Origin of the sequence: Rhodothermus marinus, assembly GCF_009936275.1 — a bacterium.
GTDB classification, from domain to species: Bacteria; Bacteroidota; Rhodothermia; order Rhodothermales; family Rhodothermaceae; genus Rhodothermus; species Rhodothermus marinus_A.
In genome coordinates this window covers 2,712,846-2,727,251 of the sequence record NZ_AP019797.1, presented here as the reverse complement: position 1 = coordinate 2,727,251, position 14,406 = coordinate 2,712,846, and the positions used below count along the sequence as shown (strand labels likewise).

Here is a 14,406-nt window from a genome sequence, read left to right as displayed (position 1 = left end):
CTGGCAAATTTGCATTTGCGTGAAATGGAGACAGGCTTCACAGAGACGCGGGTGCCGCCGGACATTCTGGGGCACCGAGGAGCCAGGGGATTGCGCCCGGAGAACACCTGGCCGGCTTTTGCCCGGGCCATTGAGCTGGGGGTGGATGCGCTGGAGATGGATGTGGTGATTGCGGGCGACGGCACGGTGGTCGTATCGCACGAGCCCTGGTTTTCCGCCACGCTGTGCCGGGAGCCGTCCGGCCGTCCCGTGCGACCGTTCCGGCGCTACAACCTGTACCGGATGACCTACGCGGAGATCGCCCGCTTTGACTGCGGCAGCCGTCGGCATCCGCGTTTTCCGCAGCAGGAGCCGGTGCCCGCTCCCAAACCCCGGCTGGAAGATGTGCTGCGGCGGGCCGAGGTGTACGCGGCCGAACTGGGCCGCCCACCGGTGCGCTACAGCATCGAGATCAAGTCGCGGCCGGAGTGGGAGGGGAAGTATCAGCCCGATCCGGAGACGTTCGTGCGGCGGGTGCAGGCCGTCGTGGCAGCCTGCGGCGTGACGGCGCGAACCACCCTGATGTCGTTCGACGTGCGCGTGCTGCAGGTGGCGCGGCGACTGTTTCCGGAGCTGGCGCTGTCGCTGCTGGTGGAGCACCACGATCGCCGGCCGCTGGCAGACCAGCTGGCGCGGCTGGGGTTCGTGCCGGAGGTGTACGGCCCCGACTATCGCCTGATCACGGCAAAGCTGGTGGCCGAGGTCCACGCCCGCGGCATGCGCCTGATTCCCTGGACCGTCAACCGCGTGCGCGACATGCAGCGCCTTTTGCGTCTGGGCGTGGACGGCCTGATCACGGACTATCCGGACCGCGCCCTCGCTTTGCTGCGCGAAGCATAACGTCGGCTGCGTCCTGATGGAAAGAAGCCGGGATCGGATGGCGTTCCCCTGCACGGGCCGAACCCGATCCGGTGCTGGGAGGCGTTCGGGCTTTCAGTCGGGGACGGGGCGCAGGGGATGCCGCGCGCCATGATGCCCGGGAACTCGCATCACTCCGCCTGGGCCAGCGAAAAGCCGCGCTGCCCGTCGAACGTGTACAGGTGCTCGGTCTTGATGAACTCCAGGCCGGCTTCGTGAATGCGGCGCAGCAGCTCCAGAATCTGTGCAGGCGTGACCGTGCCGCCTTCTTCGGCCGCCACGAAGCGGCAGCGCCAGTGATCCGTGCAGAACGTCTCGGGCAGGCCGCCGGGATAGACCTTCACGCCCCGGTTGGTGATCACGCGCAGGCGGAAGGCGTCGCCGGCCAGGGCTTCGAGCTTTCGCCCCAGCACGTTCGGATCACGTCCGGCCTCGTCCCAGTCGATGAACACATCCACGCCCACGAGCTGCTTGGGCTGACGTGGCGTAGGCCGAATCTCCACGGCAACGCCCGGCTTGCGGAAGTGCACCGGCTTCAGATGCTGCGGCTCCTGACCCAGCCGGGCGATGACAGCCTCGGCGAAGGCCTGGGTGCCGACTTTCTTTTTGCTTTTGCCCGGACGGTAGATGTCGGCCGTGTGGATGCCGTCCTCGATCGTGCGCAGCCAGGCGTTTTCGATCCGGGCGGCGATGTCGGCCAGCCCCAGATGCACGAGCATCATGACGGCGGCGTTGAGCAGGCCGGACGGGTTGGCGATGTCCTTGCCGGCAATGTCGGGCGCCGAGCCGTGGATGGCCTCAAACATGGCCGCGTGCGTACCCACGTTGGCCGAACCGCCCAGTCCCACTGATCCGGCTACCTGCGCGGCGATGTCCGACAGAATGTCGCCGTACAGGTTCAGCGTGACGATCACGTCGAGCGTTTCCGGTCGGGCGGCCACAAGCGCCGCGCCGATGTCGATGATGCGGTGCTCGGATTCAATGTCCGGATACTCGGCGGCAATCTCATCGAAGATTTTGTGGAACAGGCCGTCGGTCAGCTTCAGGATGTTGTCCTTCGACATGCAGGTGACCTTCCGACGGCCGTAGGCGCGAGCATATTCGAAGGCGTAGCGGATGATCCCCTCGCTGCCCGGGCGCGTGACCAGCTTGAGCGCCTGCACCACCTCGGTGGTCTGTCGGTGCTCGATGGCCGCGTACAGGTCCTCTTCGTTTTCGCGGACGATCACCAGGTCGATGTCGGGGTAGGGCGTCTCGACGTAAGGGTGCAGCGACTTGGTGGGACGGATGTTGGCAAAAAGCCCCAGCGCCTTGCGGATCGTCACGTTCAGGCTCTTGTAGCCGCCACCCTGCGGCGTGGTGATCGGCGCCTTCAGGAAGACCCGGTTGCGGCGCAACACCTCCCAGGCTTCGTCCGGGATGCCGGACGTAATGCCCTGGCGATAGACCTTTTCACCGATTTCAATGACGTCGTATTCCAGCGGAGCGCCGGCCGCTTCGAGCACGGCCAGCGTGGCCCGCATGATTTCCGGACCGATCCCGTCTCCGTAGGCAATCGTGACCCGGTATTTTTCCTGTGGCTGGCTCATGAGTGCTTAACCAGTTGTTTTCCTGTTGTGAAAAGGCTCCCGGAAACTACAACGCACGCTGGACGGCCACGTTTGCCTCGCGTGAATTCTGAAGCGAACGGCTGTTAAAAACGAACGGAGTCGGGCGAAGGAGCGGGATTCTCCTGGCGTTCCAGTTCCTGCAGGCGTTGCTGGACTTCGGGGCGGGCAAGCAACCGCGCCAGATAGTACGTACCGCCGAAGGCCAGTGCCAGCGAGGCCAGCAGCACCAGCACCACCAGCAGGCGCGAGGCTCGGGGGCTCAGCTTGCGTCCCTGACGGCGGCGTGCCAGCTCGTCGGGCAGGCGGTCGAGCAGCGCCCGGAGTCCGTCTTCATAGACGACCTGCCGGGCTTCGTCCAGCGGCATCCAGCGCCGGGTGCGCTCGTGCCGCTCGGGCCAGTCGTCCAGTTCTTCTTCGACCGTCATCAGATAGACTTCCACCCAGCGCTGATCGCCGGGGCGGCCGTGCAGGTAGCGGCCCAGCAGCTCCGGGTCGATGCGTCCGCGGATGCCGGCCTCCTCATAGGCTTCCTGGCGGGCCGCTTCGATGGGCGTCTGGTGTCGTTTGACGTTGCCCTTGGGCAGGATCCAGCGGCCCACCGTGCGCGAGGTGATCAGCAGCACTTCGATCCGACCGTTCTGCTGGCGCACGGGCAGGACGCCCGCCTGCACTTTTTGCTTCTTGCCCATGGCTCAGGGGGTGCTCAGGTTCAGCCCGAAGCGAACGCTGCGGCCGGCGGCGGGTTCGAAATAGCGGCCGCCACCCGCGTTGACCACGACGGAGCCCACGTAGCGCCGGTCCAGCACGTTCTGCACGGAGACGAACGGCTGCACGTCGAATCCGGGCAACAGCGAGCGGGCCAGTCCCAGCGTGACGTCCAGCGTGACGTAGCCATCCACACGCACGGTGTTGGCATCGTCGGCATAGCAGGGACCCACGGCCGTGCCGGTCGTCTCCAGCCAGAGCGGTCCTCTCCGGTATTGCAGCGTGAGCGCGAGGTGCTGTTCGGGCAGGCCGGGCAGGCGCTTGTCCCGGAGCTCGGTTTCCTCGAACCGATAGCGGGCGCCCGTGTAGGCCAGCCGTGCCTGCAGCGCCGGCGTCAGCTGCGCCTGCAGCCAGAGTTCGATCCCGTACTGGCGGGTGCGGCCGGCGTTGCGGTAGAAGGTGCGGCCATCGCCTTCGAGCTGGAAGGGGATGATGCGGCCGCGTACCCACTGGTAGAACAGGGTCAGATCGGCCTGGACGGCACTTCCCCGGCGACGTCCGCCCAGCTCGATGCCGTAGAGATATTGCGGCTCCAGCTCGGGATTGAAGCCGCCCCGGCCGTCCGGACGGTTGACCAGTTCGGTCGTGGTGGGCGACTCGAAGGCCGTGCCCAGCGTGGCAAAAAGCTGCGTGCCGGGCATTATCTGGTAGGTCAGTCCCAGCGTGGGCGTCCAGACGCTGAACGTGCGGCGGCCGGACTGGTCGCCGTTGGTGAGCAGGTAGTCGGTCAGGGCGAAGTGCAGGTAGCTCAGGCGCAGGCCGGCGAGCGCCTGCAGGCGCGGCGTGAAGGCATAGCGCGCCAGACCGAAGAGCGCCAGTTCACCGACGCGCTCGCGCTGGTCAAGCAGGCGCGGCGTGCCGGGGCGACCGTTGTTGTTGGGGAAGTTCTGGCGGTCGTCGTCCTGCAGCGTGACGTCGAGTCCAAGGCCGGTGCGCCAGCGGCCGCGCTCCTGCGTCCAGGTCGTGCGCATTCCGGCGGCCTGGCGTTGCAGGCGGATGTAGGCAAAGGGCAGGGGGTTGTCCAGATGGCGCACCAGCGCGAAGGTGGTGAACGTCAGCCAGCCTGCAGGCAACCGGTGGACGAAGGTCGCGCCGAGCTGGCCCTGCCGGCTTTCTTTGCCGGCATGGGTGGCCACGTAGCGGGCACTGGCCTGGCGTGGATCGCGGGCCAGTTCGTCGGCCGTCAGGGCGCCCGGATGCCGGGCATCCAGCCAGGCACCGGCCAGCGTGACCCGCAGACGCGAGCGGGCGTCCAGCCGAACACCGGCCTGCAGGCCGAAACGGCTCAGGCGGGTCTGGCTATGGGCCCGGTAGCCTTCCTGCTCCAGGTGCGAGGCGTGGAAGGCCAGCGCGTGCGGACCGGCGCGCAGCACGGCCTCGCCGCCCAGACGACGCAGGCCGTAGCTGCCTCCCAGCAGACGAACGCGCAGACCGGGCCGGATCGGCTCGGGCCAGGTCGAGAGCACCAGTGCCCCGGCGCTGCCGTTGCCCCAGAACAGCGCGGCCGGGCCGCGCAGCAGCTCGGCACGGCGGATGAAAGCCGGATCGACCGGGTCGAGCACCGCCTGCCCGTCGGGCATGGTCAGCGGAATGCCGTCGAGCACGACCTGCACGCCACGCACGCCGAAGGCGGCCTGCCAGCCGGCACTGCGCACGAGCAGCCGCTCGCCCAGCGCATAGTTCTGGCGATCGTTGAGCCAGAGGCCGGGCAGGTCGTGCAACGTTTCGGTCAGCGTCAGGGCCGGACGGAATTGCACCTCGGGCGGCCGGCGCTCCAGCGTGAGCAGGGGAAGCGCCTCGCCCCAGGGGGCCGTAAACCCGCGCGTGGCTTCGACCAGCACGGGCGGCAACTGAAAGACGGTGAGGCTGTCCTGCTGCGTGCGGAAGCGCGGCAGCGGACGCTCCTGCGCCAGGGTAGTCTGGAGCCAGAGATTCAGGCCCAGCGCGAGCCAGAACAGAACACGTCGCATACTACCAGCCGATCCGGTGACGGGTGGGACGTTCGACCGTCCGAGTGGGGGTAGCGCTCCAGCCGACCGCGACCACGGGGCGCGTTGCGCCTGAAGCGGCCGGAGTGGTCACCTCAGGTGAAGCGGCAGGCGTGCGGGCCGGTGGAGGCGAGAAGTCGTCGGGCGCCTCCGAAGACGAACCGGCGGCCAGCAGAGGCCCGGCTTCGTAAAGGTGCAGTTCGGTGCCCGGGTAATAAAAGGCCAGAATATCCCGGTACGAATAACCCTGACGGGACATTTCGAGCGCGCCGTACTGACTGAGCCCCACGCCGTGCCCGAAGCCTTTGCCTTCGAAATGATAGGTATCGCCCTGGCGTCGGGCTGTGAAGTAGGTGCTGCGCAGCGTATGGCGACCGAAGTGCGCGTTGACCAGCAACCGGAACTCGTTGGCGCGGATCGTCAGCGGATCGCCCCGCTCGCGGAGCAGTTCGATCGTGGCCACGCGGCCGTCCGGGCTGTGCGTGCCGATGCGAAAACCGGTGATGCGGGTACCATATTTCTGCGAAAGGATTTCCAGCAGGCGCTGTCGGGGGACGGAAGCCTCCCAGTGTTGAAAGGGGGCGTTGCGGTCATACGGATCCGGCCGCCCGCGCAGGTAGGGGAGCGGTACCCCGTCCCACACGTCTTCGTTGTTGGCGGTGTGGCCGCCGCTGGCGGCAAAATAGACCGCTTCGATCAATTCCCCCTGATAGGTCAGCACCTCACCGCGCGTCTGCTCGACGGCCTCGCGGATAAGGGGCGTGACCCGATCGATCCCCTCGTACATCTGGTGGGCGGCGTGATCCAGCAGCGTGTCGCTCGTCTGCAGGCGACGCAGCGTGTAGGTACGGATGGCCACGGACAGCGCCTTGGTGCTTTCCAGGTCGTCGAAGTGGTGCTCGCGGGCCAGCACGCCCGCCACGTAGTCTTCGAGGGCGACGTGATTGAGGACCTGCAGGCCGGAAGGATCGGGGGCAATCTGGATCCAGCCGGGGTAGGTGAACGGGCCGGACGTCTGGCCAGGGCGTCGGGCGGTCAGGCGCAGGTGCCCGCCTTCCTCCGGGTAGATGCGGATCCAGCGGGCAAAGATCGTCCCCTCAGACGTGCGCAGGCGTAGCTCGTTGCCCCGGCGATCCACCAGCAGCATGGCGCCGGCGGGCAGACGCAGCAGGGGGCGCGCGAAATCTTCCGCATAGATCCGGGCCGCGGTGGTGGACTCGACGGCCAGTACGTCGGGCTGAAACCCGGTGAACAGTTGCACACGAAGCGTATCGACCGGTTGGGCGGCCGGCGTCCGCACCACGCCGATCAGAAGCAGCAGGATGGGGAGGCGTCGTAGCATGGCTCAGAGTACAAGCCGTTCTTTGAGCAGTTTGGACCGTTCGCGGCTGGCGATCACCTCGTGGTCTCCGGTCAGTTTCAGTTTGTAGCGGCCGCTGAACCAGGGAATCAGCTCCCGGATGTGCCGGAGCTGGACGATCGCCGAGCGATGCACCCGCATGAAATCGTGCGGATTCAGGCGGGCTTCCAGTTGATCCAGCGTGTAGCTGACCACGTGCTGGCGCAACCGCGGCGGCGCTCCGGACTCTTCCTCCAGCACATACAGCCGCGTAATGCCGTCATGAATTTCGGCGGAGACCAGTCGGGTGACGGGAATGAGCAGGATGCGATCCCGGTAGCTAACCGACAGTTGTTCGAGATACGACGTTGCGGGTCCGGGGGCGGGCGCTGCCTGTTGCTGTTGCGATTCGAGCCAGTCCAGGAGTCTGGACAGACGTTCTTCCTGCTCCCGGAGCTGGGCGGTGGTCTGCAGTTGCTCGACGCGGGCGACGGCTTCCAGCAGGCGCTCCTGGTTGATCGGCTTGAGCAGGTAGTCGATGGCGTGCGCCTCGAACGCTTTCAGCGCGTAGTCGTCGTAGGCCGTCGTAAAGACGACGAACGGCCGCCGATTCGGATCGATGCGTTCGAGTACTTCGAAGCCGTCCAGCTCCGGCATGCGTACGTCGAGCAGCAACAGATCGAACGTCTGCTGCTGTAGTTTTTCGAGGGCCTCGACGCCGTCGTTCGCCTCCTCGATGACCGCCACGCGGCCGGAAGTCCGCAGCGGCTCGAGCAGTTTGCGCAATCGGCGTCGGGCCGGTGGTTCGTCGTCCACGATCAGGATGCGAAGCATGGCATTTGGGGGAATTTAATTCACGGGCGAAGTCGGTTCGGGCTGAGGAACCGGCGGGAGCAGCAGGCGCACGCGGGTGCCCTGTCCCGGTGCGCTTTCGAAACGAAGCAGATCGCGGCGCCCGTAGAGTTGTTCCAGCCGGGCCATGACGTTGCGCAGGCCCAGTCCGAAAAAGGGCAGGGGGCCTTCTCCGGGCTGTCCGTTCTGCTCCCAGAGCCACGGGATGCCTGCGCCGGTGTCGGCCACCAGGATTTCAACCAGCCCATCTTCGAGGCGCCGGGCCCGGATCTGAACGGCACCGCCGGTGCGTAGTTTCTCCAGGCCATGTTTGACGGCGTTTTCGGCCAGCGTCTGCACCGAAAACGCCGGAACGGGGAACGTGCTCAGTTCAGCAGGCCATTCGATGGCGACCGAAAGCTTCTCCCCGAAGCGTGCCCGTTCGATTTCCAGATAGTGCCTCACGAGCTGCAGCTCTTCGTCCAGCGAGACGAACGACCGGCCGCCCGTGTTCAGCGTGTGGCGAAAGATTGCGGCCAGGTGCTCGACCACGGCTTCGGCCTTTTCCGGGTGCTCGTTGATCAGCGCGGCGATGGTGTTGAGCGCATTGAACAGAAAATGGGGGTTGATCTGGGCGCGCAGCGCCACCAGTTGCGCTTCGGCATTCTGACGGATCAGGGCCCGCTCGCGCTCGACCAGATAGAGGCGTTCGATGGCCAGCGCCAGCTGGCCGCCGAGCATACGCAGCAGGTCCAGGTCTTCCAGGTTGTAAAATTCGTGGCGATTGCGTCGAGGGCCCAGGGCAAGCAGGCCCAGCGGGCGATGCTTGGCAAGGATAGGGACGAGCAGGGCCACATGCCGGCTTTCGAGAAGGGCCTGCAGTTCCTGCGGCAGATGGGCTTCGCTCAGTTCGGGATTACGGGCCCAGATGCGTCCTTCTTCCCGAAAATGCGGCCAGATCGCTTCCACGATGCGTTCGGTCAGATACGGAGGCTCCGGGTGGTAGGCGGCCGAAAACCAGGGCAACGATTCGTCCGGACGGAAAAAGATGCGCACGGAGCGCACCCGAAACGCCTCGGCCACGACCTCGACGGTCCGTCGCGCCAGCGCCTCGAAGCTGAAAAGCTGGGTCATCTGCTCCTGGAAATGGCTGAGCAGCTGGCGCGTGCGCTGGCGCTCCGTCGAAAAGAAAGCGGGCAGTTCGCGGCGGAGCCAGCGGGCCAGCCGCTCGAACAGCACGAGCAGGAGCACGACATACAGGCCGCCCACCACCTGCCAGGGGGTGTTCATCCGGGCCAGCAGGGGTTCCATCAGCGACATGCCGCCGACGAAGGCCAGAAAGATGGCGCCCAGCACGGTCCCGTACACGAGCGTGCGCTCCAGCACCAGATCCACCTTGCCCAGCTTGAGCGTGGCCAGCGAGACCAGCCCGATCGGGGCAAGTGCAAGGAGCTGGGCACCGACGATGACCCAGCCCACCATGCTGTCGGTGACCAGCCCAAAAAGCGGCACGACGTCCAGCACCGAAAGCCCCAGCAGCACCGAGAAGGCCAGCGTCAGCCAGCTGCCCGAACGATTCCAGCTTTCGGAAGTGGTGCTTCGGCCGGTGCCAAGCAGCAGGATCAGGCCGGCGGCCAGCCCCACGTAGCAGCAGACGTAGAACAGAATCGGCGCAATCAGGGCTTCCAGTGTGAACGGCAATGCACCGGGGTGGAAGGTCGTCAGCACCACGGCAGCGGCCAGGACCAGCGGTGGCACGTGCCCGATGCGATGGTAGAAGGCCGGGCGATGCAGGCGCAGGTCATGGACAATCTGCCGGAGCAGCAGCGCCGGAAAGCCGATCCAGCCGACCAGACCGGTAAACGTCATCAGTTGAAACACCCGGTCCTGCAGGCCGCCGGGATAAGGCGGCCCCAGAAAGGTCACCTGCAGCAGTCGGCCCAGGTTGCTGAAGAACCAGAGCGCCGAAACGCAGATGAGCAGCAGCGAAAAGCGGGCGCGGCGGCCGTGGCGGGCCAGCGGAAACAGCAGCAGCAGCGCCAGCACGTGCACAAAGGCACCCAGCGCAAACCCCCAGAGCGAAAACTGCCAGAGCGTGGGCGAGAGGGGATAGAGAAACGTGGGGTAGCGCGTAAAGCGCACGCGCACTTCCAGGTAGTTGCCGTCCCGAAACAGCGCGTAGGTGTGCACGCTGCCGGGCGGCTGGCCGTCGATGGCCTGTTTGAGATCTTCCAGGTTGAAAAATTGCTGGAAGTCCAGCAGGTAGAATACGTCGCCTTCCTGGATGCCGGCGCGGGCGGCCGGGCCACCGGGGAAGACGTAGCCGGCCACGATGCGCCCCTCTTCCGACACCCAGTGCACCCAGTCGAAACCACCGGGTGGCGCTTCGGGCATCTGACCCGTCAGCCGGACCACCTCCCAGCTGTCATGAAGGATCCGGCCGACCGGCCACAGCGCCACCAGTGTCACCAGTGGCAGCAGGCTCAGGCCCAGACGACGGCGGAAAGACGACACGTCGGTTCGGCGGGTGGGTGCCAGGAAGATCGATGCTACAAGTTACAAAGATTCGAGCGCAGGGCAACCCGTTCCGTCTCCGGCATTTGAAGCGCCTGTCAAAGGTGCGCCGAATTTCGATCCTGCGCCGGGTCTGTGCGTTCGCGCAAAACCTGCCATCAGCCGGACGCAGCGTTATGGTTGCCCTGATCGACACGCACGTTCATCTGTATCTGGAAGCGTTCGACGAAGATCGCGACGAGGTGGTGGCCAGCGCCCGGGAGGCCGGCGTGGTGGCCATGGTCCTGCCGGCCATCGACGTACCGTCGGTGCACCGGGCGCTGGCGCTCTGCGACCGCTATCCGGGCGTGTACGCCATGGCGGCGCTGCACCCCTCGGAAACGCGCACGGCCACCGAAGCCGACTTCAAGGAGATCGTGCGTCTCTGTGACGACCCGCGGGTGGTGGCCGTGGGTGAAAGTGGTCTGGACTATTACTGGGATCGCTCTTTCGATGAACGTCAGCAGTTTTTCTTCCGGAAGCACATCCGCCTGGCCATCGAAAAAGATCTGCCGCTGATTCTGCACAACCGGGAAGCTTCGGAAGATCTGGTGCGCATCCTCAGGGAGGAGCGGGCGGCCAGTGCCCATCCAGAGCGATTGCGCGGCATTTTTCACTGCTTTACCGGGCCGGCCTGGGTGGCCGAGGCGGCCGCCGAGCTGGGTTTTCTGCTGGGCATCGGCGGGATTCTGACCTTCAAAAAAAGCGGGCTGGCCGAGCTGGTGCGCACGCTACCGCTGGAGCAGATGGTGCTCGAAACGGATGCCCCGTTTCTGGCACCGGTGCCGCATCGCGGCAGGCGCAACGAGCCGGCCTATGTGCGCCACGTGGCCGAGAAGCTGGCCGAAGTCAAGGGCGTGCCGCTGGAAGAAGTGACGCGGGTTACCACGGAAAATGCCCGGCGGCTTTTCCGGCTGCCGGCGGACTGAGGCGGCACACCAGAAAAAAAGCCCCGGTGGCCTGCACCACCGGGGCCTGCACACTCCATCTATGTCAAAGTAAGTGCGCAGCGGCCGGACCGCACGAACGCGCGCTTACTGCTTGTCCTTGTCGTCCTCGTCGATCACCTCATAGTCGGCCTCGCGGACGCCACCGGAGCCGGCCTGCGCCGAGGCACCGTCGGACGTCTGCGCACCGGCCGCCTGCTGGGCCCGGTAGAGGTCCTGGCTGGCCTCGTTCCAGGCCTGGTTGAGCTGGGCGATCGCCGAGTCGAGCTCGTCGAAGTTGCGCGCCTTGTGCACCTCCTTCAGGCGCTCGAGCGCCGACTCGATCTTCGCCCGCTTGTCGGCCGGCAGCTTGTCGCCGTACTCGCGCAGGTTCTTTTCGGTCATGTAAATGAGCGAGTCGGCCTGGTTGAGCTTTTCGACCTGTTCGCGCCGCTTCCGGTCCTCGGCCGCATGCCGGCGCGCCTCCTCGCGCATCCGCTCGATTTCCTCCGGCGTCAGACCGCTGGAGGCTTCGATGCGGATCGACTGCTCCTTGCCGGTGGCCTTGTCGCGCGCCGACACATGCAGGATGCCGTTGGCGTCGATGTCGAAGGTCACCTCGATCTGCGGCACACCACGCGGAGCGGGTGGGATGCCATCGAGGATGAACCGCCCGAGGCTCCGGTTGTCGGCCGCCATCTCGCGGTTGCCCTGCAGGACGTGGATCTCGACCGAGGTCTGGTTGTCCGACGCGGTCGTGAAGATCTCGCTCTTGCGCGTCGGAATCGTCGTGTTGGCCGGAATCAGCACGGTCATCACGCCGCCGAGCGTCTCGATACCCAGGTTCAGCGGCGTCACGTCCAGCAGGAGCACATCCTGCACTTCGCCCGAGAGGACGCCGGCCTGGATGGCCGCACCGATGGCCACCACCTCGTCGGGGTTGACCGACTTGTTGGCCTTCTTGCCGAAGAACTCCTCGACGGTCCGCTGCACCAGCGGAATCCGCGTCGAACCACCGACGAGGATGACCTCGTCAATGTCCTCCTTGCGAAGCTTGGCGTCTTTGAGGGCCTGCTCCATGGGCGGGATCGTACGCGCCACCAAGTCTTCGATCAGCTGCTCGAACTTGGCGCGCGTGATCTCCATGACCAGGTGCTTGGGCCCTTCGGCCGTCGCCGTGATGAACGGCAGGTTGATCGTGGTCTTCATGGCGCTGGACAGCTCGATCTTGGCCTTTTCGGCCGCTTCTTTGAGCCGCTGCAGCGCCATGGGATCTTTCCGCAGGTCGATGCCTTCCTGCTTCTGGAATTCGTCGGCGATGTAGTCAATGAGCCGCTGGTCGAAGTTGTCTCCGCCCAGGTGCGTGTCGCCGTTCGTGGCCTTCACCTCAAAGACGCCATCGCCCAGCTCCAGAATCGAGATATCGTAGGTCCCGCCACCGAGGTCGTAGACGGCGATCTTGAGCTCTTTGTCCTTTTTGTCCAGCCCGTAGGCCAGGGCCGCAGCGGTCGGCTCGTTGAGAATCCGACGCACCTTCAGGCCGGCGATCTCACCGGCTTCCTTCGTGGCCTTCCGCTGCGCGTCGTTGAAGTAAGCCGGCACCGTAATGACCGCCTCGGTCACCGGCTCGCCCAGGTATTCCTCGGCCGTCTGCTTCAGCTTCTGCAGAATCATGGCCGAGATCTCCTGCGGCGTGTAGAGGCGCTTTTCGCCGCCGACCTCGACCTCGACGCGGACCGTGTTGTTCTCGCCCCGAACGACCTTGTAGGGCACCATCGAGATTTCCTCGGTCACCTCGTCGTAGAAGCGCCCCATGAAGCGCTTGATCGAGAAAATCGTGTTCTTCGGGTTCGTAATGGCCTGTCGCTTGGCCGGGGCGCCGACGAGACGCTCACCATCCGGTGTAAAGGCCACCACCGATGGCGTCACCCGCGAGCCCTCCGGGTTGATGATCACCTTGGGCTCGCCGCCTTCCATGACGGCCACCACCGAGTTCGTCGTGCCCAGGTCGATGCCGATAATCTTGCCCATCGTTCACTACTATGGTTTTAAAGGTCCGACAAATTGCACCACTCAGATGCCGTGCCGGCCTTTGCTCAAGAACAGTGCCGGGCCAACGGGTGCGTCAGAATGTCATCCGGGCACGTGTCTTCGGTAAAGCTGCATGAACCTGAGGCCGGGGTGAACGTTCGTGCACGAACCGATTTTCGCGTCGGGTTTGTATCTTAAGGCGAGCAGAGATCGGGATTCGCTGTCATTATGCGCCATCTGCCAAATGCCCTGACCATTGCCCGTATTGCGCTGACGCCGGTCCTGCTGGTGCTGCTGCTCGGTGGGACCTTCACCGGTCAGCTGGTCGCGCTGGGGCTTTTTGTGGCTGCTGCCATTTCGGACTACCTGGACGGCAAGCTGGCCCGTAGTTTTCGGGCTCGCTCGCGGCTGGGCCAGTTCCTGGATCCTTTTGCCGACAAGGTGCTCGTGCTGGGCACGTTTGTTTGTCTGGCCATTCTGCTGCCCGAACAGGTGCCCTGGTGGGCCGTCGGGATTATCGCCGCCCGCGATCTGCTGGTAACCGGGTTGCGCACCTGGGCCGAAGCACGTGGCCGGAGCCTGCGCACGCTCCCGCTGGCGAAAACCAAGACCACCGTGCAGCTGGTCTTTCTGATCGGGATGCTGCTGTTGCTGGTGCTGCGCCGGCTTCCGGGCTCAGTAGGCCATTATGCGGAGCAGATCCTGGAGGGACCTCTGCCGTTATGGCTGCTTGTAGGCCTGGTGGCGCTGACGGTGCTGACCGGACTCTGGTACGTGCAGGGGATGTGGAAACAGACCATCGTGTATCGCCATGACACCTGAAGAGGCCCTTTCCCGACAGGTAGCGGCGGCGCTGCTGACGATCGGCGCCGTGTCGTTTTCGCCGGATCGGCCCTTCACCTGGGCTTCCGGCCTGAAAGCACCCATGTATTGCGACAACCGCCTGCTCATCAGCTATCCGCATCTTCGGCGCACCATTACCGAAGGGTTTCGCCAGATCATCGAGTTCTGGGAGCTGGAGCCCGACGTGATTGCCGGCACGGCCACGGCCGGCATCCCGCATGCCGCCTGGCTGGCCGACCGGCTGGAGCTGCCCATGGTGTACGTGCGCGCCCGGCCGAAAGCGCACGGACAGGGCCGTCAGATCGAGGGGCGTCTGGAGCCGGGGCAACAGGTGGTGTTGATCGAAGACCTGATCTCCACGGGCGGCTCGTCGATCGCGGCCGCCGAAGCGCTCATGGCGGCCGATGCCCATGTGCTTGCCGTGCTTGCCATCTTCACCTACGGCTTCCCCGAGGCCGAAATGCGCTTCGCTCAGGCCGAAATCCCCCTGCATACGCTGACGAACCTGTCCGTTTTGCTGGAAGTAGCCCGGGAGCACGGGCTGCTCGACGAACATGCGGTGACTGTCCTGGAGGACTGGCGGGCCGATCCGTACGGTTGGTCGGAAGCGCACGCTGAATAGA

At 65.4% G+C, this 14,406-nt stretch carries 11 protein-coding genes; 4 read left to right on the top strand and 7 right to left on the bottom strand.

Annotated features, from left to right (window positions below; translation table 11 throughout):
• Nucleotides 1-24: 24 nt before the first annotated feature.
• Nucleotides 25-879 carry a glycerophosphodiester phosphodiesterase family protein gene (locus GYH26_RS11835; protein WP_161541827.1) on the top strand — a complete coding sequence of 285 codons (855 nt, stop codon included), beginning with the start codon at nucleotides 25-27 and terminating at the stop codon, nucleotides 877-879.
• A 149-nt stretch (nucleotides 880-1,028) separates the two neighbouring features.
• Here GYH26_RS11835 and GYH26_RS11830 read toward each other — a convergent pair whose 3' ends face one another.
• The 6 genes from GYH26_RS11830 to GYH26_RS11805 all read right to left on the bottom strand — a co-directional run bounded on the left by GYH26_RS11830 (nucleotide 1,029) and on the right by GYH26_RS11805 (nucleotide 9,944).
• On the bottom strand, nucleotides 1,029-2,486 hold the full coding sequence (locus tag GYH26_RS11830; RefSeq protein ID WP_161541826.1) for an NADP-dependent isocitrate dehydrogenase: 1,458 nt from the start codon (nucleotides 2,484-2,486) through the stop codon (nucleotides 1,029-1,031).
• 104 nt (nucleotides 2,487-2,590) lie between these two features.
• The gene (locus tag GYH26_RS11825; RefSeq protein WP_161541825.1) at nucleotides 2,591-3,196 is read right to left on the bottom strand and encodes an NUDIX hydrolase; all 606 of its coding nucleotides are present in this window, start codon (nucleotides 3,194-3,196) and stop codon (nucleotides 2,591-2,593) included.
• Nucleotides 3,197-3,199: 3 nt separating this feature from the next.
• The gene (locus GYH26_RS11820) at nucleotides 3,200-5,242 is read right to left on the bottom strand and encodes a TonB-dependent receptor family protein (RefSeq protein ID WP_161541824.1); all 2,043 of its coding nucleotides are present in this window, start codon (nucleotides 5,240-5,242) and stop codon (nucleotides 3,200-3,202) included.
• A gap of 1 nt (nucleotide 5,243) precedes the next feature.
• A complete protein-coding gene (locus GYH26_RS11815; RefSeq protein ID WP_161541823.1) occupies nucleotides 5,244-6,602 on the bottom strand; it encodes a SpoIID/LytB domain-containing protein in 1,359 nt (452 codons plus the stop codon).
• A gap of 3 nt (nucleotides 6,603-6,605) precedes the next feature.
• Nucleotides 6,606-7,433, bottom strand: a complete 828-nt coding sequence (locus GYH26_RS11810; protein ID WP_161541822.1) for a LytR/AlgR family response regulator transcription factor — start codon at nucleotides 7,431-7,433, stop codon at nucleotides 6,606-6,608.
• A 15-nt stretch (nucleotides 7,434-7,448) separates the two neighbouring features.
• Nucleotides 7,449-9,944, bottom strand: a complete 2,496-nt coding sequence (locus GYH26_RS11805; RefSeq protein ID WP_161541821.1) for a histidine kinase — start codon at nucleotides 9,942-9,944, stop codon at nucleotides 7,449-7,451.
• Nucleotides 9,945-10,120: 176 nt separating this feature from the next.
• Between GYH26_RS11805 and GYH26_RS11800 the strand changes: the two genes are divergently transcribed.
• Nucleotides 10,121-10,912: a TatD family hydrolase gene (locus tag GYH26_RS11800; protein WP_161541820.1), complete on the top strand. Its 792-nt coding sequence runs from the start codon at nucleotides 10,121-10,123 to the stop codon at nucleotides 10,910-10,912.
• 105 nt (nucleotides 10,913-11,017) lie between these two features.
• On the opposite strand, the gene dnaK is transcribed toward GYH26_RS11800, so the two are convergent.
• Complete coding sequence (dnaK, locus tag GYH26_RS11795; protein ID WP_161541819.1) at nucleotides 11,018-12,940, bottom strand: molecular chaperone DnaK; 1,923 nt, start codon at nucleotides 12,938-12,940, stop codon at nucleotides 11,018-11,020.
• A gap of 228 nt (nucleotides 12,941-13,168) precedes the next feature.
• Here dnaK and pgsA point away from each other — a divergent pair, with 228 nt between their 5' ends.
• A complete protein-coding gene (pgsA, locus tag GYH26_RS11790) occupies nucleotides 13,169-13,762 on the top strand; it encodes a CDP-diacylglycerol--glycerol-3-phosphate 3-phosphatidyltransferase (protein WP_161541818.1) in 594 nt (197 codons plus the stop codon).
• Nucleotides 13,752-14,405 (top strand): orotate phosphoribosyltransferase, encoded by a 654-nt coding sequence (pyrE, locus tag GYH26_RS11785; protein WP_161541817.1) that lies wholly within the window; start codon nucleotides 13,752-13,754, stop codon nucleotides 14,403-14,405. The genes pgsA and pyrE overlap by 11 nt, the downstream gene beginning before the upstream one ends.
• The last annotated feature ends 1 nt before the right edge of the window (nucleotide 14,406 follow it).

Excerpts from the sequence above, each read along its gene's own strand:
- pyrE (WP_161541817.1), top strand. The coding sequence starts at position 13,752 with ATGACACCTGAAGAGGCCCTTTCCCGACAGGTAGCGGCGGCGCTGCTG.
- dnaK (WP_161541819.1), bottom strand. The coding sequence starts at position 12,940 with ATGGGCAAGATTATCGGCATCGACCTGGGCACGACGAACTCGGTGGTG.
- GYH26_RS11835 (WP_161541827.1), top strand. The coding sequence starts at position 25 with ATGGAGACAGGCTTCACAGAGACGCGGGTGCCGCCGGACATTCTGGGG.
- GYH26_RS11830 (WP_161541826.1), bottom strand. The coding sequence starts at position 2,486 with ATGAGCCAGCCACAGGAAAAATACCGGGTCACGATTGCCTACGGAGAC.
- GYH26_RS11825 (WP_161541825.1), bottom strand. The coding sequence starts at position 3,196 with ATGGGCAAGAAGCAAAAAGTGCAGGCGGGCGTCCTGCCCGTGCGCCAG.
- GYH26_RS11820 (WP_161541824.1), bottom strand. The coding sequence starts at position 5,242 with ATGCGACGTGTTCTGTTCTGGCTCGCGCTGGGCCTGAATCTCTGGCTC.
- pgsA (WP_161541818.1), top strand. The coding sequence starts at position 13,169 with ATGCGCCATCTGCCAAATGCCCTGACCATTGCCCGTATTGCGCTGACG.
- GYH26_RS11810 (WP_161541822.1), bottom strand. The coding sequence starts at position 7,433 with ATGCTTCGCATCCTGATCGTGGACGACGAACCACCGGCCCGACGCCGA.
- GYH26_RS11815 (WP_161541823.1), bottom strand. The coding sequence starts at position 6,602 with ATGCTACGACGCCTCCCCATCCTGCTGCTTCTGATCGGCGTGGTGCGG.
- GYH26_RS11800 (WP_161541820.1), top strand. The coding sequence starts at position 10,121 with ATGGTTGCCCTGATCGACACGCACGTTCATCTGTATCTGGAAGCGTTC.